The sequence below is a fragment of the Rania fehmarnensis genome (assembly GCF_056494185.1).
This window is the reverse complement of sequence record NZ_CM151398.1, coordinates 2,478,289-2,497,745: the sequence shown is the minus strand read 5'-3', so window position 1 is coordinate 2,497,745 and position 19,457 is coordinate 2,478,289. Positions and strand designations below refer to the sequence as shown.

Genomic DNA, 19,457 nt, shown 5'->3' with positions numbered 1-19,457 from the left:
GTTGCCCGAACAATGTACTCGATTTTACCATGGGCCGGGAAATTTAGTTAGCCTGAATCAGTGGACCAAATGCTCTCCACCGACCTAATATCGTATTGCGTGGAATCATGCGTTAGCAGTTCACCTTGGTTGAAACGCAGAGTCCGCGGAGTACGCAGAGAAAAAGACGCTCCAATTCAGAATTGACCGTGTCGACGTGCTTAGCACTTGTTCTGGAAAGTCTTGCAGGTGGCGGCTAAGTGGTGGCTACTAGGTGGTGGCTACTAGGTGGTGGCTACTAGGTGGTGGCCGCCATGGTTTGGGCTAGCGGCAGTTGGATGATAAAAGTGGTGCCTTTGCCCGGTTCGCTCTCAACGCGCATGCCACCACGATGTCGATTGACGACGATGTCGTGAGCAATCGCCAGCCCTTGCCCCGTACCTTGCCCCACGGGTTTGGTGGTAAAGAATGGATCAAAGATGCGATCAATGACGTTGGCCGGTATGCCGCTACCGTTATCTTTGACGGTGACGCGCACGTGTTCCGTTAAGAGCTGAGTACCGATGATGATTTGACCATGCAACTCTCCCACGCCCTCGGATGGTTCTTCGATGGCATCCGCAGCGTTGACGATCATGTTCACGATTACTTGACTTAACTCGGCCGCGCGGCATGGGATGCTGGGCAAGTTCGGATCCAACTCCAGTTGCACATCCGCGACAAACTTCCAGCGATTGCGAGTCACAATTGTGGCCCCGTTGATGATCTCGTTGACGTTGGCACTATGAAAGCCGTCGTTGCCTGGATGCGATAACTGACGCATAGCATGCACGATCGTCACCACTCGCTGGCAACCATCTCGACAATCGCGCACCGCGCCTGCAGATTCTTGCCTGAAGCGTGCGTAACCCGTTTGGCGCAAGGTGGCGGGCAGCCAATGTGGATCTACGGGCTTGCGGACACCCTCATCACTGGCGGCAGCCACCAATTGTTCCAGTTTATCAATCACTTGCTCAGCCGATTGCAGACCTTCCACCAGGTACTCCAAGTTGTCGGAGACAAACTGCATGGGAGTATTGATCTCGTGGGCCACACCTGCCGCCAACTGACCTATAGATTCCAAGCGTTGAGCTTGTGCGCGTTGTGATTGCATCTGCTTACGATCGGTTTCATCGAAGTGGACGCCGGAGACGCGATGCGGCTGGCCCGCTTCATCGCGGGCCGTCACGCGCCCGACCGAAAGAATCCAACGCCACGAGCCATCGCGATGTCGCATGCGAAACTCGAGGCGGAACTCGGTGTCAGCGTCGGCTAGCTCTCCATCCAAGTAACGCTTAAGCTCGCTCACCACCCCTGAAAGATCTTGCGGATGCAACAATTGCAGCCAGGTTTCACCTTTGTGCGCAAATTCGTCCGCCTGATAGCCCAGCATTGTAAACCATTGCTCGCTGAACCAGGCTTCATCGGTTTGAGGATTCCAATCCCATACGCCCAAGCGTGCGTTGCGAGTTGCTTGGACCAAACGATCTTGCGCCAGATGTAGTCCCTCGCGAGTCTTAACCGCATCTGTAATATCGAGCGCTTCGGCCACCAACGAGCTGACAGTCCCGTCGGCACTGAAAACCGGCTTGATGGAGAAGTCGAAATGCCCCGCTGTGTGTCGATGATGAGTTTCCGCGTCGTCGTAGATAGCCAATTCGAAGCGCACAAAATCCCCAGCGGCGGCGCGTGCGATGGCTTCTTGCATAACACTCTCTTGCCCCAGCGAAGCGGCCAACCACTCCGAACTGCCAAACTGCCTTCCGATCACCTTCATTAACCGCGCGCCGGCAAACTTCAGCGCAGCCTGGTTCGCATTGTGTATTTTGCCCTCGGGTGAAAGGACCCACAGCAGGTGCGCGGTTTGATCAAAGATCGCCAGGAATTGCTGGTCGCTTTCGCGCAAGCGCCGCTCCATCTCCTTGGTCGCCGTTATATCGACATGTACACCTAACGCGCGCAATGGTTTGCCACTGGCGTCTCGCTCGACCACCTGTCCAGTGTCGAGTACCCACATCCATGATCCATCTTTGCACAGCAAGCGATGTTCGCTGCGATAGATCGGTGTGATGCCTCTCAAGTGATCATCCAACAGCGACATGATTTTGCGAGCGGCTGCAGGATCGACAATTTTCTCCCAAGAACTGACGTTGGGCAGTATTTCGTGGAGTTCGTAACCGAGCATCTTGGCCCAGATATCGTTGAAGACAACTTCACCGGTTTCAATGTTCCAGTCCCACGTACCGAGGCCCGCGCCGCTGATCGTCAGATCCAAGCGATCCATCTGCTTACGACTGTGGGTGACGTCCGCAAAGCTGGCTACCACCATCATCGGTTGGCGTTTAGCATCGAATATGGCCTGCGTGTTAATGGTCAGCCAGCGTTTCTCGCCAGTAGCAGTACGAATACCCATGATCGCATTGCGAATGGACTGGCCAGTGCGCAGAGTGAGCATGGCAGGATGCTCGTTGCCGGGCCACGGAGTTCCGTCTTCATACACGGCTTGCCAATCGGGATCGACCGATGATTTGCCCAAGAGTTGCGTTTGAGCGAGCCCAAGGATATGGCTGGCCTGACTGTTGCACTGCACGATTCGACCGGTCGCATCGTGAATCACCACGCCTTCGGCCAACGACTCGAACACGGTTTCCAGTTGCTGCCGCTCTTTATCTAGTTGCCGCACGCTACGGCGTAGGAACATCAACAGCATCGACAGGCTAGCACCGAACATCAGAAACAAGACTGTCGGAACGTACCCAATCAGTGTGTCATAGTTATCCAAGAATGCCTCAGAGAGGGCTGCTCGTAGCGCAATAGCCGCCACGCCCACCGACAATAGTATTGTCAGAAAGCGAATCTGGCGCAGTACTTGGCTAGAAAGGCGAGCCATACGAGAGTAAGTCCCGGGACCGATAGACTCTTCGCAGGCCTCACAAGCCGTTTATATGATTCGGATAAACAGCTGACGAATTGTGCTTGCGGGGAATTGCAATCGGCGGTGCAATCGAGGGGTCCCAGTTGAATTATCGGTCAGACAGAGGTCGCTGCTTGACAAGCTGCACGGGGGGTCGCAGAATCAGCTCGCGGTTATGACGCTTGGCTGCGCTCATGCGCAGCGATTCGCCGGATGTAGTCAGCAAAATCCTCATCTTCGCCGTGCAATAGATCTGGCAGTGCTGCGCGAAAATCATCTCGACGGCACCATTCGCGCATGAAATCCTCCCACGAATGCCAGCGCCGACGCTGGGCGCTGGACATATGAGGACTGAACGCGGTCAGATACGCGCGTTCGAACAGCGAGATCAAAATTTCGAATAGCACCCGCGCCCGCTCCTGCTGCTCTTCATTCAAGTCAGGCTTAGCCGCATGCGTGCGCAGCTTCAAATCTGAATGTTCGAGCACCAACTTCAAGAAATCTGTGTATGCATCTGCCAAGAGCTGATAGACCTCTTCGTCTTCATTGTCACGCTCCTTGCGTTGCTCCAGTACAAACGTGTAGATTGCCAGTGGCAAACCAAACACAGTTACAACATTGGCCAACAACTGCCAGAAATCAAGCATGTCCATGGCGTACGAAATTCAGAGAGAGTTGCTCGACGAGCGACTCTAGTTCCGCATCGATTGCTTCGCGCTCCAGTCGCAAGCTCTCTTCGTGAGAGCTGATTTGAGGCGCGGCCCACGGCAAGCACACCAGCTCCTCGTCCGCTTCGCCTTCGCCATCTAAGGGTGACGAAACTACATCGTCCGATTCGGGCAACTTCGTGTCGCCACCAGGTGATTGGGCTTCGCCACTAACGGTCGAGCCCTTATTGATAAAGTTGACGATGATCAACACGTCCATGGGCGTCAACATGCCGTCGCCGTTGACATCGTAGTAGTAGTTCTCGACCGGCGCATCACCTTCGCCCGAGATTGGGGTGAGAATATGAGCACCCTTGCGGTTGAGCCGGTTGACTAGGATCAAAACGTCGCGTGGATAGACATAGCCATCGTTGTCCACATCCATTGGATTGCGTGGATTCTGAAAAGGCTTGTGATTGACGACATCAATATTCACCGTCTCTGACACCACTGCACCGGCCGCATCAGCCACGGTCACCAGCACAGTCAACATCGTGGCCGTTTCAACTGCGACGACTTCGCCTTCCTTCAGACGCAGCACGTTTCCATCGATGGTGAATCGCGGATCAGAGACTTGATACGTGAATTCGTCACCTCGATCCTGATCGCTTACCGAAATGGTGCCGACGACCGCACCGGCTTCGTTTGCGTTCACCTTGGAAGCCGACAGGGTAAAGCCAGTGGGAGCGTCGTTGCGGTCCACCACGTTGAGCGTAATGGTCGACGAAACCGACTGTGTCCGGCCTTCAGCCGTGGGATCGGTCACCGTCACGACGATCGGAACTTGGGATTCACCTTCGTGGTCCAGCACCGCACCGGCGCGCAAACGCAATTGCCCGTCGATCACTTCAAAGCGTGAATCGGAAACGGAGTAGACATACTCACCGTTTTGATCTGGATCGGTTACGCCCAACTGCCCAACCGCGATCGCTGACGCGTTTTCATCGATGCTACTTACATCGATATCGACACCAGTGGGTGCATCGTTGCTGTTGGCAATCGGCAAACTAATGTGCTGCGTAATGACAAAGGCGGGATTATCCAAATCGGTCGCGGTCAATTCCAGTTCGATCACCGGTTCGGTCTCGAAATCCAACTCGGCATCTGCAGCTAACGTCAATTGACCATCGACCACCACAAATCGTGGATCGCTGGTCGTGATGATGTAACGCGCATCGCTATCGACATCAAAAACCGTAGCCAGGCCCGCTAGTTGTCCGGCAGTGGCCGCTTCAGCGATCTCCACCGGATCAATCGTCATCGCCGTTGGCGCGTCATTGACCGGCGCAATGTTCAAAGAAATTACCAAGGTCGTCATGGTGATGCCGTCGTAGACCCGCACCGTCGCATCCTCGGCGCCATTAACGTTGGACTCGGTTCGATAGGTCAAACGACCTTCCGGTGAAACACTCATGTTGCCAATTTGTGCGCCGGCGCCATACGTAAAGAAGAGTGGCCCCGCGCCCAAGGCTCGCACCACCGCACTGGCCGTCAGATCATATTCCAGGGGGACGTCTTCGTCGGTTGATTCGCTCAAGTTGACTCGCGTAGGCATGGGGTCGACCTTCGAAGTCAACCGAACGCCGATTCGCGTGTGCGCCGGAGTATCACCCTCGGTTACCTGCACCGGTTGCGGAGCAGGATTGGCCAGCGCTGCGGCGAACACGCCAGCAGTGGTGGTGGCTAAAACACGTTCACCGAAGCGATCAACGCTAAGGCTGTTCAACGGTTGATCGAGACCTGGCAATTCAACATGCCCCATCGGGGTCCAAGTTTGAACGTCCCACACAATCAGTTCATCAACACGTGCAGTTGAGCCTGTCACTACGCGACCATCACGTGAAGAACTTGCCACCGGTCCGGAAGCATCGGCCAGAATTGCAGCCATTTGCAGGCCACCTGTAGTCGCGTAGACCTCCACGCCTCCACTGGCCCCCGAGGCAAACAGGAATTTTCCATCTGCCGAGTATGACAAATCGCTTATCGCATGATCCAGTTGCAGTGACTCTGCGGTCGCCACATTGCCAACCAGTTGCACGCTAATGATTCGTGATGCTGGACTGTCATCTCCTTCGCCCGCCAGTCCTGATCCGCTAGCAAGAATCGCCAAACGATTATCAACAGCTGAGTTGACCAAGCGACCTTCGGGCACAACGATTGGAACACCCAAACTGGCTTGATTGGGCGAGACAGTCAGCTGCGCAATCGAACTTGTACTGCCGGAATGCAACTGGGCATAAATCGACGAACCAACTCGTACCAAGCTTGTTACGCGCTGCGCAGCGGATACACCCTGCAGTGTAAAGCTCTTGGCAACACCGCTATTGAAATCCAATTGAACCAGAGCCGGATGAATGCCACCGCGATTAACCAGTACCCAACCTGAATCGCTACCGGTGCCGCTGGCCATACTGCTGGTGGTCGCACCAGCACCGTCGTCCATAGGACGACCGCCGATGTAGCTCACTACTTCACCGCCCAGGTCGAACGTGGCCCGATCTTGATCCAAGGTGCCCACGGGCGTTAGCAAGCCATCGGTCGACAGGGCCCAAGCATGCCCAAGACTGGATGAACCAATGATCGCGCGCGAATTGATCGCTGAGACCGACGAGGCTCGCGCATCGGGGACTACCGAAGTTGTCAGTACTTGAGCGGCGTGGTTAGCAGCCAATCCAATTAGATAATCACCCACAGGCAGATCGGCAAAGTTGGCCACACCATTGATGTCAGATACAGCCAGTGGTTCGCCTTGATCAAAACCCAAGTTGCGATTCAGGTCGACGTACACCAAACGATTGGCCGCCGGTGTATCCATGGCACCCGATAACGACCTGGAACCGTCCTGGTCGTTGAAGACCAATACGTTCAAGCCGGCCATCAGGCGTCGGCATTCCAGGTGCTCCAACGACAAGCGAATGTGGGCGCGTCGCTTAGTGCGTTCAAAGCCAGGACGATTCATCTCGATCGGCTCCTGCGGTCTGTGCCGCGGGTAAACATTGAGGGGATGTCATGCACGATGTGCGGTCTGGGCAAAATTGCAACATTCCTTCGACCCACCGCAAATCGCAATTTTGACTATCCCCATTACTGTACCAAACCGGGGCTCCCTTAGGGAAGTGTTTGGCTGTTAAGATTTGTCCAGATTCACACTTGCGCAAATTTTCTTTCGGGGTCCTCACCATGCCTCAGGATGACTTTTCAGTCACCGCTGAAACACTCCTAACCGCGTCACGTTTTCGCGTTGATCGCGTCACCCAGACCTTCACTGATGGTTCCACGTTCCAACGAGAAATCATCGAGCACCCGGGGGCTGTGGTGATTGTCCCCATCCTCAGCGACGGTCGAGTTTGCTTGATTCGCAACTATCGGGTCGCCGTTCGCCAGTGGCTGCTCGAGTTTCCTGCCGGCACTCTCGAACCCGGCGAACCGCCGATTCGCACTGCCGAGCGAGAATTAATCGAAGAGACTGGGTACCGGGCTAGCAATATACAATCGCTGTGCCAGTTCTTCATGTCGCCCGGTATTTTGAACGAACGCATGCACGCGTTTCTGGCCACGGGACTGGTCGAAGGCGAGGCAGCCCGCGAAGCCGGCGAGCAAATATCCAATCATTTAGTTAGTCCCAGCGAAGTTGACGAGCTGTTGCGCAGTGGACAAATACAAGACGCCAAGAGTGTGGCAGCCTGGTTGTTTTATTTAAAATTCTCGAAATGATAAGAGCGGCCAGTACTGAAAGATCGCCAAATTGAGATTTGACTTCTCATTTTGAGCGACCTACGGTTTTCCATGTCCCGCGCCCTCTTCAATATCCGAAGCCCCCAGTTTCTGGTGCCGGCAGGCATGCTGGGCCTGTGGATATTGGTTTTAGCAGCTGGATCTGGTCGCCTGGACGCGTTGGGCAACCCGCTGGGCGGTGACTTCGCCATGTTCTATCAGGCCGGACAAACGGCCAGCACCGGCGATTGGGACCAACTGTACAACGAAGCCGCCCAACAAAAACGCCTGGTGGCCAATTTCCCAGGTTTGCCCGCCGATACATATTTACCCTACCGCTACCCTCCGCTGACCGCAATTCTGTTGGCACCGTTGGGACAGATGCCGTACCCGTTGGCCTGGACATTGTTTATTGGGCTAGGTCTGGCGGTCTGGGCGATCGCCTGGCGCTGCTTGCTGAATCAACACTCCGCGCTGAATCAACTGCCCGCGTCTGTCCCCTTGGGTTCGCTGATATTCTCGCCGATCCTGGCCCAGTCGCTGATGGACGGCCAGGCTTCGCTGTTCTGGTTTGCGATCGCCGTGGGGACATACGTCAACATCCAGCGGCAACGTTTTGCAATAGCTGGCGCGATTCTGGCCCTGGCCGCGCTCAAGCCCAATGTCATGGCCTTGCTGGCCGTGGTGTGGATCGTGCGTTATCCACGTCTGCTGATTGGACTAGTTCCCAGCGGGGTTGCAATGTTGGCCTTGACCATCATGATTGCCGGTTGGGATTGCCTGGCAGCCTACGTGCATTTAGCCCGCGAGCTGGCCACGGGCGCGTGGCCAGTCGAGACGCCGTACTGGAAAGTGCAGAGCCTGCTGGCGTGGAGCCAATTGCTACTGGGCGAAAGTGCGAGGCAAGTCAACTTGATAGTGGGATTGGTTCTAGCCGTAATGGTCGGAGTGCTGGGAATGCGGACTGCCTGCAGCCATCACCAGGCAAACGCAGAAGTTCACAGTCGACGCGAGACTCTGCTGCTGTGTGCGGGACTGATGATCAACGCGCTGTTCAATCCCTACACGCCGGTCTACGATCTGACGCTACTGAGCCTGGGCATGTTTGCTGTCGTATTGCATGCGGCTCGCTTTGGACAGTTACAATCTCTAGCCAGTCGCCGCGACATCCAAGTTGCCTGGCTGTGCCTCTGGATTGGACCAATTATCTCGCAGAGCCTGGCCAGCGCACTGCAGTGCCCTCAGCAAGTCATGCCACTGTGGCTGCTGTTGTCGGCTTTCCCAAGCGTCGCATGGGGAAGGGCGAAGGTCCTCCTGAGCCGAACACCGCTCTAAAGAACGGACATAGTCCCGGGGGAAAGTGGTGATGGCAGTATCACCGTTAATCTGTGCTGCGAACTGGTTCGTCCCCGGGACCTTGTCCGTTGTTCTCAGCGGTGTTGGGCTCAGGAGGACCTTCGCCCCCTTCGCCCTCCCGGACCAACGGTCGGTGACGTTATCGCGGTGCCAATTGCGATGCGCGGCGGATCATCTCTAGGGTCTCGGCTCGGGCTGGTTCAAGTGAGCCGGCTGCTTGGCGGGCGCGTTCGAACAGCTGCGACCAACTCGATTGACCGCGATGGGGACTGTTGCGTAGCAGCATACCAAACTCGGCCATCGCTGCGGCCCAGCGAAAATCACTGTCGGCTTCCGCATAGGGCACTACTTTATCTTGCAGCGGAAAGACCAGCAGTTGACTCTCGGTTCCTTCGGGCTGCTTGTAACGCAACTTCACCGCCAACAATTCCTGGCTCACTTCGCCCTGGACATCGGACTTGGCGGGTAATTCTTCCGGTTGAGCTTGCACCGTTTGATACCGCAACTGATCCACTGGCGATTGAGGCTTGGGTGAACCGACCAAGGCGACTTCATATAGAGCGGTCACACGATGGCCAGCCCCAATCTCGCCAGCATCTTTCTTGTCATTGTCAAAGTCGGCGTGCGCCATGATGCGATTCTCGTAGCCTAGCAAACGATACTCGCGAATCTTGTGGGGATTGAACTCAACTTGAATCTTCACGTCTTTGGCGACCGTGATCAGATTGCCTGCAAGTTGCTTGACCATCTGACGCTGGGCTTCGCGACGCGTATCGACAAAGCCATAGACGCCGTTACCTTTGTCGGCGATCTGTTCCATCATCGCATCATTGGTATTGCCCATACCATAACCCAGCACCGTCAAGAAGATGTTGCTGGCCGATTGTTCTTTAACCAGGTTGACTAGCTCTTCCGTACCAGTCAGGCCCACATTGAAATCGCCGTCGGAGCACAGGATCACGCGATTAACTCCGCCGGGAATAAAGTGCTCGCGAGCAATCGAGTAAGCTAGCTGAATACCCTGACCACCATTGGTTGACCCGCCTGCATTCAGCCGCTCGATGGCTAACAAGATTTCATCTTGACGGTTACCCGGTGTGCTCGAGAGCACGCAACCGGCGGCACCTGCGTAAACGACCATGGCCACACGATCATTCTCTTGCAATTGATAAGTCAGCAAGCGAATCGACTCTTTGACCAGCGGCAACTTGTTAGGCTCGTTCATGGAACCCGAGACATCCAACAAGAACACCAGGTTGGCTTTGGGACGCTCGCGAACGTCAATTTGTTTGGCTTGCAGGGCGATGCGCACCAATTTGTGTTCAGGCGTCCAAGGACAATCGCTGACCGCAAGCGCTGCGGCAAATGGTTTGTCATCTTGTGGACCAGCATATTGGTAATCGAACGAGTTGATAAACTCTTCGATACGAACTGCGGCGGGTGGTGGAGCCTGGTTGTACTCCATCAAGTACTGGCGCGTCTTGCTGAAAGAAGCCGTATCGACATCGATCGAAAAGGTGCTCAGCGGATCTTGGCTGACTGGCTTGAAAGGATTATCGGTGATGGGCGCGAAGCGATCGCCACCCATTTCGACGCCCATGCCCATCCCAAATGGTTCCGGATGAATTCGACCTTTACCTTTCGCAAGTTCGATCTCTGCCTCCATGCCAACGTCGCCCATTCCGGGAGCGTTCATAGCGATACGGCCCCTACCCATCATGCCACCGCCTCCTCCCATCATGCCGCTGTTGCTAGCTCCTCCCAGCATGCCACTACCATCGGTTCCGGCACCCATCATGCCACCCATCATGCCACTGCCCATGCCTCCCGGCATGCCGCCCATTCCGCCCATGGCTGGGCTAACGTTATTGCCAGCGACAAGCGGCATACCCATGCTGTCCGGAGCATCCGCGAGGTTGTCCATGCTGTCCATGGCATCTGAGGCGAGTACCGAGCTCATGTCACTAGTTTCGCCAGCACTGCTCGCATAAGAATCGGCAGGTGCAGGAGCACTCGATGCCAAGCCGGCAGCACTACCCAAGAAATCGCTGCCAGAACTGGGCTCTGGGTTTTTGGCCAAAGTGGTTGCCAACGATCTGTCCACAGCTCCATCGAATGGATGATCGACTTGCAAATCTACTGCGCTGGCCTGATTTGTCTTTTGGGACGGGGACTTAGAAGCCACGGTGGGCTGATGGGCATCCGAGTTCAGCGCCATCGGTTTGCCACCATACTGTCGCTGCACCAGCAGCACAGCAATCAAAATCAATCCAGCCAGCGAGGCCCAGTTCTCCCAGCGACGCACGATCCTGTGCGACCAACTTCGCTGGCCTTGCACATTGGCAGCGTTCGCCGCTGCCACTGGGTTGGCAGCTTTCGCTAGTTGTGGTTCGCGCAATTGCGGTTCGCACAATTGTGTAGTAGCCGCCTGCAACCGAACCAATTCAGCTCGATCGCTTTCGGTAATCCGTTCTCCGGCCAAGGCCGTTTGAACCTGGCCAATGGTCTGCGATAACTCGGACAATTGCCGAGCCACTTGCGGATCGTTGGCTGCGGCGGTTTTTATACGAGTTGCATCTTCGCTCTCAAGTTCCCCAAGAAGATAGGCGGTCAATTGCCACTCTTCCCACTCAGGCTGCGTTCGACCAGTCATTATGCTCTCTCCCAATCAGGAGCTGAAGAATTAGTTTATATGTAAAGCATTTTGTGGCATAGGCTTCTAGCCTGTGTGCCTATGTGGCATAGGCTTCTTGCCTGTGGCCTTTTAAGATCCTGCTAAGACACAGGCTGGAAGCCTATGCCACAATTCAAGCCAGGCGTTGCCTTAAGGTGACGATGGCCTGGTGCAAGTGATAACCGACGTTGGTGACTGTCAGCTCCATCACTTCGGCGATCTGTTTGTAAGACAGACCAGACTGCAGGCGCAAGCGCAAGATCTCTTGCTGCTGCCCGCTCAACTTGGCTAGTTCGACATGCAGTCGGGCCAGCGATTCTTTTTGGTCGAGCTCTTCACTGGGAGTTACGCCCAGTTGATCAGCCAGTGTCGTGACATCGGCATCCGACTCGCCCGATGGATAAGCCACAGACATTCTTCCCTCCCGGCGACCAATGTCGATCGCGCGATTGCGGCAGGTTCGATAGAGCCACCCAGTGGCATAGGGCTCGATCTCCGGCCAGGGTTGTTGACATAGTTTGACGAAGGCTTCTTGAACGATGTCGCTAGCCAATTGGGCATCACCACCGGTGCGCCGGCGCACGTAGCACCACAGCGGCTGATGCAACCGCGAAAATGTTTCCGCCAACCACGCACTGGGTGGCACATTTCGATCGGCTGCCGACCTCATCCTGCCGTCCTCCCAAGAAGGTCAACGATTGGAGGAAGATTTTATTAGTCAGAATCTTTTAAAATTTAAAACTTGAGATTTCCACAGCCAACGACTCTTCGGTCGCCTCTTTCGCCTCGGCTACCGCTGGCCAGGCCAACTCTGCCAGTTCGCGACTAATGGCTGGACTGAGGCTGACCGGGCCGATGGCTTGCCGCTGCTCCTCGGTCAACAGCCTGGCTAACGTCTTGGCAATTAACGGACTGGTGACGGTCACTAGCTGAACTTCTCCACGCTCGATGGCTTGCAGTAAATAAGGTGACAAGTGATCGATTGGCACCGAGCGGTAGGCGGTGATACGCTCAACGTCCGCGCCTGCGGCCCGCAAACCGGTCTCCAGCGTATCGCTGGCCTGGTCGGCTTGAGGCAATAACCAGCGCTGACCGGCCGCCAATTGTTGCGACTGGATGGCCGCCACCAGGTGCTCAGCGCTAAATTGCCCAGCCGGCACAATATCCGCGCGCAGTCCACGCGTGGTCAGATATTGGGCCGTCTTGTCCCCGACGCACGCAATGGTGGAACGCGCAAAAACACGGCAGTCCATGCCTAGCTGCGTCAATCGATCCAAGACGGCATCGACCGCATTGCGACTGGTAAACGCGACTCCGCTGTAATTGCCATCGCGCAAGTTACGAAGGGCTGCATCCAAGTCAGTCAAATCAGTGGGCGGCTCGATCGAAGTCACTGGTTCATCAAACACGTCGGCTCCCAATTCCTTGAAATACTGAGCCAACCGCATGTTTTGATCCGCTGGTCGCGTTAACCAAATGCCCACACCTCTCAGTGGCAGCGCGTCGAACCAATTGAAGTCATCACCCAGCGAGGCCACGGCGCCGATGATCACGATGACCGGTGGCCGAAGTTTGCTGGCTGGCGTCAATTGATCGGCTACATCTTTCAGTGAACACCGGATCACGCGCTGATCGCGCCAAGTACAGCGGCGCACAATGGCCGAGGGCGTATCGGGCGATTTGCCTTCGGCGATTAAATGTTGGCACCACTGGCCGGCTGTGGTCACGCCCATGTAAAAGACCAACGTTCCAGGAAAGCGGGCCAAGGCGGCCCAGTCCAATGGCTGCGCGCCATCGTTTTGCTGCTGGCCAGTTATAAAAGCCACCGCCGAAGCATGATCGCGGTGGGTAATCGGAATGCCTACGTAACTGGCTGCCGCCAGTGCGGCGGTGATGCCCGGTACAACTTCGAAGGGAATACACAGTCGCGAGATGGCTTCCAATTCCTCAGCCGTGCGGGCAAACACAGCCGGATCGCCGCCTTTGAGCCGCACGACTTGATGGCCTTGGCCAGCCAGTTCGATCAAGTGGTGATTGATTTCGTCTTGGGTCCACAGCGGTCCACTGCCATGTTTGCCAACGCAGACCAGCTTGGCACGGGTCGCCAAACGGAGCAGGGCAGGGTTGGCCAGGCCGTCGTACAGCACTACATCGGCCTCGGCCAGGCACTGAGCCCCACGAACGGTAATCAATCCCGGGTCGCCCGGACCGGCTCCTACCAGGAAAACTTTACCTATTTTGGTGTTTGATGGGTCGCTTGCAGCCCGGTTGGCAAAAGGTGACTGGACAGAAAGCGGCCGGTGCGGCATGATAAGGGGCTTCCAAAATCGATCGCGTTCGCAGAGATTCCTGAGAGTACTTAAGTCTACGAGATTGTTCCGATGCCTAATACCACGAGTTCTAAAAAGCGACTCCGTCAAAGCCTGATTCGTCGTGACCGTAACCGCGCTGCCAAGAGCCAATTGCGGGGTGCGCTACGCAAGACTCGTGAAGCCGTAGCGGCGGGCAACCTGGAGGACGCTCAAAATCTGGTGAACTCCACCCGGCGCATGTTGGACAAAGTTGCTGCCAAAGGCATCATCCATCCCAACAAAGCTTCGCGTCTCAAGAGCCGCCTGTCGCACTTGATCGTCACCGCCAAGAAGCCTGCCTAGAGCCATCCTCGTAGCGGAATGCGTCAAGCATTTCGCTGAATCTTGGTAGCGGAATGCGTCAAGCATTTCGTGAATTGCGACAATTGGCGTCCAAAGCCTTAACGGCTTTTGTTGGTAGCCACGGCTGCCAAGCGGTAGATTCCGCCACGAGCAATGTCCACCGTCTGGCGACGGTGGCTACTTCTGCTGGCTTCGAAAGCCGTGACGGCTTCCGCTACGGTTTGCGCTTGAACGTCACTCTGGATGTTATGCTAAGCTGATATCTGATCAGAATGGCTAGCGAGTGGGTGGCTATGAACGACAAGCAATTCCAAGAAGATCCGTTCGACCCGCCGGAGTTGGATCTTGCTCAACGCGTACGCCTGCCGCCAGTCTCGAAACCAGCGGCGCATGCCAGCGATTGGAATCCATTGCTGGCCGTGAAGGCTCTGTTTGATGAACAGGCCCGCGACGAGCTGCTGGGTACCGGGCCGGTGGAAAAGATTTATGCGGTGCCGAGAAGATTCGATCTGGCAACCCTCTTTGTGGTCTCGACTGCATTTGCCTTTTTCTGTGCACTCCTAGCCTATATCAACTTTAGTTGGCTAGCCAAGCTGAGTTGTTGTCTGGGCATCAGCATCATCGGCACATCGCAAGCGGTGCTCTATGGCGGTCGAGCTCCACGATTGTCATCGGTGCTCAGCGGAGCGCTGGTTATGATTAGCCTGGCGATCCTATTCGCCAGCCGCGATCGCGATTTTGGTGGTGAAGTTTTCTTCTTCGCGCTTATCTTCGGACCATTCTTCGGCTATCTGATTGGAGCTGTCGTCGGTGGCGTATTTTTAGTTGCCGAACACATCCGCCAGAACTGGCCCACCTCCGTTCGCATTTAGTGTCTCCTTTCGCTCCGCGAAAGGGAGAACACACTGGCCTTTCGCGGAGCGAAAGGAGACTAAATTCCCCGCCGAGATGACTCTTGAGCCTGGCGCTCCAACGTGCGCCACAACTCTTCGAGTGGTCGCAGATCGCTGCTCGTCGGCTTCCAGCTAGCGAACATCAGTCGATCGAGCATCGAAGCGGCTTGCAGAGGCAAGTTTTCTAAACGGGGCACGCGCGCTACCAACATGCGCGCAAACTCGTCGGCAGTTTGTTCGGGTTTGCGGGCCACGCCATGTTCGGCCGCCCAGGCCTCAAGGGCCACAAAGCTATGCTCAACAACGCGCGGAGCCGACCAGCCCTTTAGATTCTGACGAAACGGATTAGCCAGGCTGAGAAAGGGTACCAGCGCTGGACCCGCGGGCTGAGCCGGTTCAGCCTCAGTCTGATCGGACACAGTCCGCGCCGTGCGTCCTAATAGCATATTGATCAAGTTCATCAGATCGCGCCACAATCGCACGATCTCCGCCGGATGCGTGAGCGCATAAATAATTACAATCGCGGCCAGCACAATAACCAGCAGCCACTTGAACCAATCGCCCACCCCGCTCAACATCTGCGAGAGACTACTAGCAAAATTCTTTGAGGCTGAAGACAAGCTATCTCCGGAACGCATCGGTTTCTCCGACTGGGCCTCACCGGCCGGAGGTGATGGATCTTGAGGTTTTTGACCTGCCTGCTGATCGTTGGCCTGTGGCTGATCGTTGACTTGCGGCTGATCGTTGGGCTGCTTGCTCTTCTGCTGGTTGTTGTTTGAAGGTTTGTCCTCTGGTGGGCGCTTGTCGCCACTTTGTGGCTCACCTCCTTTTTCGTTCTGACTTTTTTCGTTCTGACTTTTTTCGTTCTGGCCTTTCTGGTTCTGGCCGTTTTCATTGTCGGAAGATTGTTCGGCAGCTTGCGGCTGACCGTCTGCATCTTGATTGTCTGGCTGCTGGGACTGTTTGTCTCCGGAAGATTGATCACTGGACGACTTGTCAGCAGTGGGTTGCTGTTTGTCTGATGGCTGTGACGATTGTTGTTGGGAGGCTGGCTTAGAAGACGACTGTTTGGAAGCGGCTGACTGTTTGGAATTGGACTGGGGATCGGATTGCGAACTGGGCTGTGCGGCTTTATTTTTCGATGGCGGTGAATTGTCGTTGGCTTGGGGATCCTGGGATTCTGAATCTGAAACTTGAGCGGCTGAGGTTGAATCTTCCTGCTCACCTTCTTCGCCCCAGCCGAACTTCGAGGTCTGTAGTCCGTCGGGTGATTTGAACTGGATCGGAATGCCAGCCACGCGAACCGACTTGCCCGGCAGAGGTAACAACAAGGCTACGATCAGAACGGCAACGATGATGGCCCCGCCAGTGGCAAGCCAGCGCGCCGTCATATCGCCGGCCATGCTCGTACCGCGCTGGCGCAAGTAACGTCGCAGCCCCAGTAGCGAAGTGGTCATCAGTAGCGCCAGAGCGCAGCCCAAGTAACTGACTAACAATCCAAAGGCCAGCCAGCGCTGACGCTCGTCGGGAATAATCAACTGCCCGAGCGCGAACAGCGGAAAAGCGATCAAGGCAAAGTACAGAATCCAGACGCCCGGATTATGCCGAGCTTTCTTCAAATCGAGCTTGGCAGTCGATTTGCGAGCCTCGGTCACCTTAGCCGTGGTCGCTGCTTCGCCCAGCGTTTGCAGGAGCCCGCCTTGCAAGCTCTCGCGATCTTCTTCCAGAAGTGTGCAGTCGTAGGTGATGCGGTCGGCCAAATACCAACTGAGCACCAATAGACCGATGTTCACGATCCAACTCAGCCCGGCCAAATCGCCAGATATCGTCACAAAACGAAACATGGCCAGCACTGCCACCAGCGCCAGCGGCGCCGCAAACATGGCTGCATGGGCGCGACCATTTTCAATGGCGATACGCGCAATGAGTACCGTGGCGACTGTATACAACCCCAAGATGTACATCAGTCGCGAATCGTAATCGCCACGATAAAACGCAATCACCAAAAAGAACACCAGCGATCCGATCATGCCAATGATCAGCGCCGGCGCCAGAGCCGCAGTGAGCGCATCAAAAGCAGTCGATCGTGGTTTCGATTCTGTCATGAGTCCACGTGGTCTTCAGTTTGTGGCATAGGCTTCCAGCCTGTGTCTTCCTGTGGCATAGGCTTCCAGCCTGTGTCTTCCTGTGGCATAGGCTTCCAGCCTGTGTCTTCTCCTCTTCCGCTCGGCAAACTCAGTATTGCAACTGCCAAACACACAGCAGACTCTGCCACCAGCCAAGTTTAATCCAAACGTTGTTGACTGCTGGGAATGCGCTCGGTCAAGTTCTTGCGACCGATAATCATATCGGCAGGGACGTTCTTGGCCTGGTCGAACAGTTTGAGCACTTCTTGTGCGCGTTGGCCGGCGTTGGGGTGCGAACGCACGAAGCTGGGTAGCATGTTTGTCCAAGCCGCTTGTTGATTCTGTCGGGCATTCCACCGCGACAGCAAGCGTGCTAGCTGTCGCGGATCGTAGCCGGCCTTGAGCATCCAGGCCACCGCATCACCATCCGCTTGAGCTTCGTATTCAGGGCGAAACGGTTTAAACATCGTCGTCATCCACTGCATAGCCGCGCGGGGATCATTCCATTGAGGCTGTGACTTCGATTGTTTCAGCGGGAGCAACTGGTGACCGCGGTCCAAGTGGGATAACTCATGACCGATCACGCCCACCAATTCTGCTTCCGATTCCAAATCATCCAGCAGACCTTGAGTGAATATCAAGTGACCGCCGGGAATTGAATAGGCGTCGATCTCTTGCGTCTGAACCAAGGCCACGTCGATCTGTCGATACCGAGTGGCATTGGTCATATATGGTTGGATGGTCTTGACCAGGCTCTTCAAATACTCGACGTCGTCACCAGTCCGCGAGATCGCCAGGTTGCGGGAACTCAGCGACGCTTCGTAGTTCTTCAGAACTTGATTGCCAAACTGGATTTCGTCTCGCTGACTGACTTTGATTTTTTCCAGCCGTGCCATCTGCTCGGGTGTTAGTTCACTGAACATGCCCGGCACGAACTGGTCCATTTGCTTGGAGAAGGTCTCCGACATACGCTGCATCTGCTGAGCAAATTCAGGTGGAACCTGAGCGGCACAGGTGCCGGACATGGATGCAAGTAGGACACAAACTATGACCAGTCGCATGTTTATTATTCCCTGTGAGCCGAAGACGCAGGCCACGGACGATAAGACAAGTTGAATTTTCTATTCTATCAGCAAGTAGAGCTGCTGTCCTCAGCCGCTCAGCACCCGGCAAGTCGCTATCCTGTAACGCCGGTCGCTCGGTCGGACGATACTTGGGTTAGAGGGTTCCAAGCAGCTGAGGACAGCCGCTCAACACCCGGCAAGTCGCTTACCTGTAACGTTGGTCGCTCGGTCGGACGATACTTGGGTTAGAGGGTTCCGAGCAGCTGAGGACAGCTGCTCTACACGCAGCAAGTCGCTCACCTGTAACGCCGGTCGCTCGGTCGGACGATACTTGGGTTAGAGGGTTCCGAGCAGCTGAGGACAGCTGCTCTACCACTGTTGGTCTGGGCGCGGGAACGGGAAATTTGTACCTTTGCCTTCACGCCTGGAGTGGGCTGGTTTGCTAGCAATCTTGGAGACGGTTCCGATGGTGCATTACGGGTATTGGACAAAAAGCCTTCAAGTTAGCCTTTGTTTATTGAGTATGCTGACGATGAGTTCAACACAGGTTCTCGCCCAAGCCGCTCCCACGCAGTCGGCCGCGTCGCTGCGGGCTGCAGCTACAGCTTTTCGCGTCGACACCGACATCTACTTGGATATCAAGAATCCCAAACCGGATCGACAAACGCTGACACTGTTCAAAGAGGGTGTCTACTACGATTTCCCCATGGACGACGACAAGCAATCGATCACCATGCTTGATCCCCTGGGTGGTCGCATTGTGATGCTTAGCCCCGTGCGTCAAGTCAAAACTAGTTTCTCGACCGAGAATCTGGCCGCACACATTACCAAGATCGCCAGCGAAGTTGAAAACAACAGTAGCAACAAAGATCTGGCTAAAATTGTGTCCGCTTCCAAGCTGGTCGCCTTTGATTCCGAGCGAAATGTCATTCGAGTCGGTGACGATTCGCTGGCCTACCAGGCCACGATGCAGAACGCCAGCGACGCGTCCATGGCGCAGCAGTTCGCGGACTTCGCCGATCTCTCGGCCAAGCTGAACGCGATCATGCCGCGGCCGTTTCCCCCCTTCGCTCGACTAGAGCTCAATCGCCAGATCGCCAGTCGCGGTGCACTGCCCGATACGATTGAACGCACCACCAAACACAATGGCCACACGTTTGTGGTAAAAACCAAACTGCTGGTGATCGCCAGTCTCTCCAGTGACGACGAAGCCAAGATTCGCCTGGTGGGCAGCCTGCTGCAAACTTGCAAGGATGTTCCCCAAGCCGATTTCTTCAACCCACAAATTGCACAAGTTCCCACCACCCCGGGCAGCCGCCTGAAATAGCCGCTCACTT

Annotated in this window: 13 protein-coding genes; 5 read left to right on the top strand and 8 right to left on the bottom strand. The window is 55.6% G+C overall.

Annotated elements, in window-relative coordinates; translation table 11 throughout:
* Nucleotides 1-277: 277 nt before the first annotated feature.
* From SH573x_RS08265 to SH573x_RS08255, 3 genes are all read right to left on the bottom strand, one after another.
* Entirely contained in the window at nucleotides 278-2,908 is a 2,631-nt protein-coding gene (locus SH573x_RS08265) for a PAS domain-containing sensor histidine kinase (RefSeq protein ID WP_479354080.1), read from the bottom strand.
* Nucleotides 2,909-3,105: 197 nt separating this feature from the next.
* Complete coding sequence (locus tag SH573x_RS08260) at nucleotides 3,106-3,585, bottom strand: hypothetical protein (RefSeq protein WP_479354078.1); 480 nt, start codon at nucleotides 3,583-3,585, stop codon at nucleotides 3,106-3,108.
* Nucleotides 3,572-6,598: a dockerin type I domain-containing protein gene (locus SH573x_RS08255; RefSeq protein ID WP_479354076.1), complete on the bottom strand. Its 3,027-nt coding sequence runs from the start codon at nucleotides 6,596-6,598 to the stop codon at nucleotides 3,572-3,574. The genes SH573x_RS08260 and SH573x_RS08255 overlap by 14 nt, the downstream gene beginning before the upstream one ends.
* Before the next feature lie 221 nt (nucleotides 6,599-6,819).
* On the opposite strand from SH573x_RS08255, the gene SH573x_RS08250 reads away from it, so the two are divergent.
* Nucleotides 6,820-7,353 (top strand): NUDIX hydrolase, encoded by a 534-nt coding sequence (locus tag SH573x_RS08250; protein ID WP_479354074.1) that lies wholly within the window; start codon nucleotides 6,820-6,822, stop codon nucleotides 7,351-7,353.
* 72 nt (nucleotides 7,354-7,425) lie between these two features.
* Complete coding sequence (locus SH573x_RS08245; RefSeq protein ID WP_479354072.1) at nucleotides 7,426-8,688, top strand: glycosyltransferase family 87 protein; 1,263 nt, start codon at nucleotides 7,426-7,428, stop codon at nucleotides 8,686-8,688.
* Nucleotides 8,689-8,848: 160 nt separating this feature from the next.
* Here SH573x_RS08245 and SH573x_RS08240 read toward each other — a convergent pair whose 3' ends face one another.
* From SH573x_RS08240 to cobA, 3 genes are all read right to left on the bottom strand, one after another.
* On the bottom strand, nucleotides 8,849-11,362 hold the full coding sequence (locus SH573x_RS08240; RefSeq protein ID WP_479354070.1) for a YfbK domain-containing protein: 2,514 nt from the start codon (nucleotides 11,360-11,362) through the stop codon (nucleotides 8,849-8,851).
* A gap of 154 nt (nucleotides 11,363-11,516) precedes the next feature.
* The gene (locus tag SH573x_RS08235) at nucleotides 11,517-12,053 is read right to left on the bottom strand and encodes an RNA polymerase sigma factor (protein ID WP_479354069.1); all 537 of its coding nucleotides are present in this window, start codon (nucleotides 12,051-12,053) and stop codon (nucleotides 11,517-11,519) included.
* A 58-nt stretch (nucleotides 12,054-12,111) separates the two neighbouring features.
* The gene (gene cobA, locus SH573x_RS08230) at nucleotides 12,112-13,692 is read right to left on the bottom strand and encodes a uroporphyrinogen-III C-methyltransferase (RefSeq protein ID WP_479354067.1); all 1,581 of its coding nucleotides are present in this window, start codon (nucleotides 13,690-13,692) and stop codon (nucleotides 12,112-12,114) included.
* Nucleotides 13,693-13,764: 72 nt separating this feature from the next.
* On the opposite strand from cobA, the gene rpsT reads away from it, so the two are divergent.
* Complete coding sequence (rpsT, locus tag SH573x_RS08225) at nucleotides 13,765-14,037, top strand: 30S ribosomal protein S20 (protein WP_479354065.1); 273 nt, start codon at nucleotides 13,765-13,767, stop codon at nucleotides 14,035-14,037.
* 293 nt (nucleotides 14,038-14,330) lie between these two features.
* Nucleotides 14,331-14,909, top strand: a complete 579-nt coding sequence (locus SH573x_RS08220; protein WP_479354063.1) for a hypothetical protein — start codon at nucleotides 14,331-14,333, stop codon at nucleotides 14,907-14,909.
* Nucleotides 14,910-14,968: 59 nt separating this feature from the next.
* On the opposite strand, the gene SH573x_RS08215 is transcribed toward SH573x_RS08220, so the two are convergent.
* Complete coding sequence (locus SH573x_RS08215) at nucleotides 14,969-17,035, bottom strand: DUF4129 domain-containing protein (RefSeq protein ID WP_479354061.1); 2,067 nt, start codon at nucleotides 17,033-17,035, stop codon at nucleotides 14,969-14,971.
* 179 nt (nucleotides 17,036-17,214) lie between these two features.
* A complete protein-coding gene (locus SH573x_RS08210; RefSeq protein WP_479354059.1) occupies nucleotides 17,215-18,117 on the bottom strand; it encodes a M48 family metallopeptidase in 903 nt (300 codons plus the stop codon).
* 535 nt (nucleotides 18,118-18,652) lie between these two features.
* Between SH573x_RS08210 and SH573x_RS08205 the strand changes: the two genes are divergently transcribed.
* On the top strand, nucleotides 18,653-19,447 hold the full coding sequence (locus SH573x_RS08205) for a hypothetical protein (RefSeq protein WP_479354057.1): 795 nt from the start codon (nucleotides 18,653-18,655) through the stop codon (nucleotides 19,445-19,447).
* Nucleotides 19,448-19,457 lie beyond the last annotated feature (10 nt).

Bases quoted from the DNA above. Each gene is read 5' to 3' on its own strand.
- SH573x_RS08215 (WP_479354061.1), bottom strand. From the start codon at position 17,035: ATGACAGAATCGAAACCACGATCGACTGCTTTTGATGCGCTCACTGCG.
- SH573x_RS08265 (WP_479354080.1), bottom strand. From the start codon at position 2,908: ATGGCTCGCCTTTCTAGCCAAGTACTGCGCCAGATTCGCTTTCTGACA.
- SH573x_RS08235 (WP_479354069.1), bottom strand. From the start codon at position 12,053: ATGAGGTCGGCAGCCGATCGAAATGTGCCACCCAGTGCGTGGTTGGCG.
- SH573x_RS08250 (WP_479354074.1), top strand. From the start codon at position 6,820: ATGCCTCAGGATGACTTTTCAGTCACCGCTGAAACACTCCTAACCGCG.
- SH573x_RS08255 (WP_479354076.1), bottom strand. From the start codon at position 6,598: ATGAATCGTCCTGGCTTTGAACGCACTAAGCGACGCGCCCACATTCGC.
- SH573x_RS08260 (WP_479354078.1), bottom strand. From the start codon at position 3,585: ATGGACATGCTTGATTTCTGGCAGTTGTTGGCCAATGTTGTAACTGTG.
- SH573x_RS08220 (WP_479354063.1), top strand. From the start codon at position 14,331: ATGAACGACAAGCAATTCCAAGAAGATCCGTTCGACCCGCCGGAGTTG.
- SH573x_RS08205 (WP_479354057.1), top strand. From the start codon at position 18,653: ATGAGTTCAACACAGGTTCTCGCCCAAGCCGCTCCCACGCAGTCGGCC.
- cobA (WP_479354067.1), bottom strand. From the start codon at position 13,692: ATGCCGCACCGGCCGCTTTCTGTCCAGTCACCTTTTGCCAACCGGGCT.
- SH573x_RS08240 (WP_479354070.1), bottom strand. From the start codon at position 11,362: ATGACTGGTCGAACGCAGCCTGAGTGGGAAGAGTGGCAATTGACCGCC.
- rpsT (WP_479354065.1), top strand. From the start codon at position 13,765: ATGCCTAATACCACGAGTTCTAAAAAGCGACTCCGTCAAAGCCTGATT.
- SH573x_RS08245 (WP_479354072.1), top strand. From the start codon at position 7,426: ATGTCCCGCGCCCTCTTCAATATCCGAAGCCCCCAGTTTCTGGTGCCG.
- SH573x_RS08210 (WP_479354059.1), bottom strand. From the start codon at position 18,117: ATGCGACTGGTCATAGTTTGTGTCCTACTTGCATCCATGTCCGGCACC.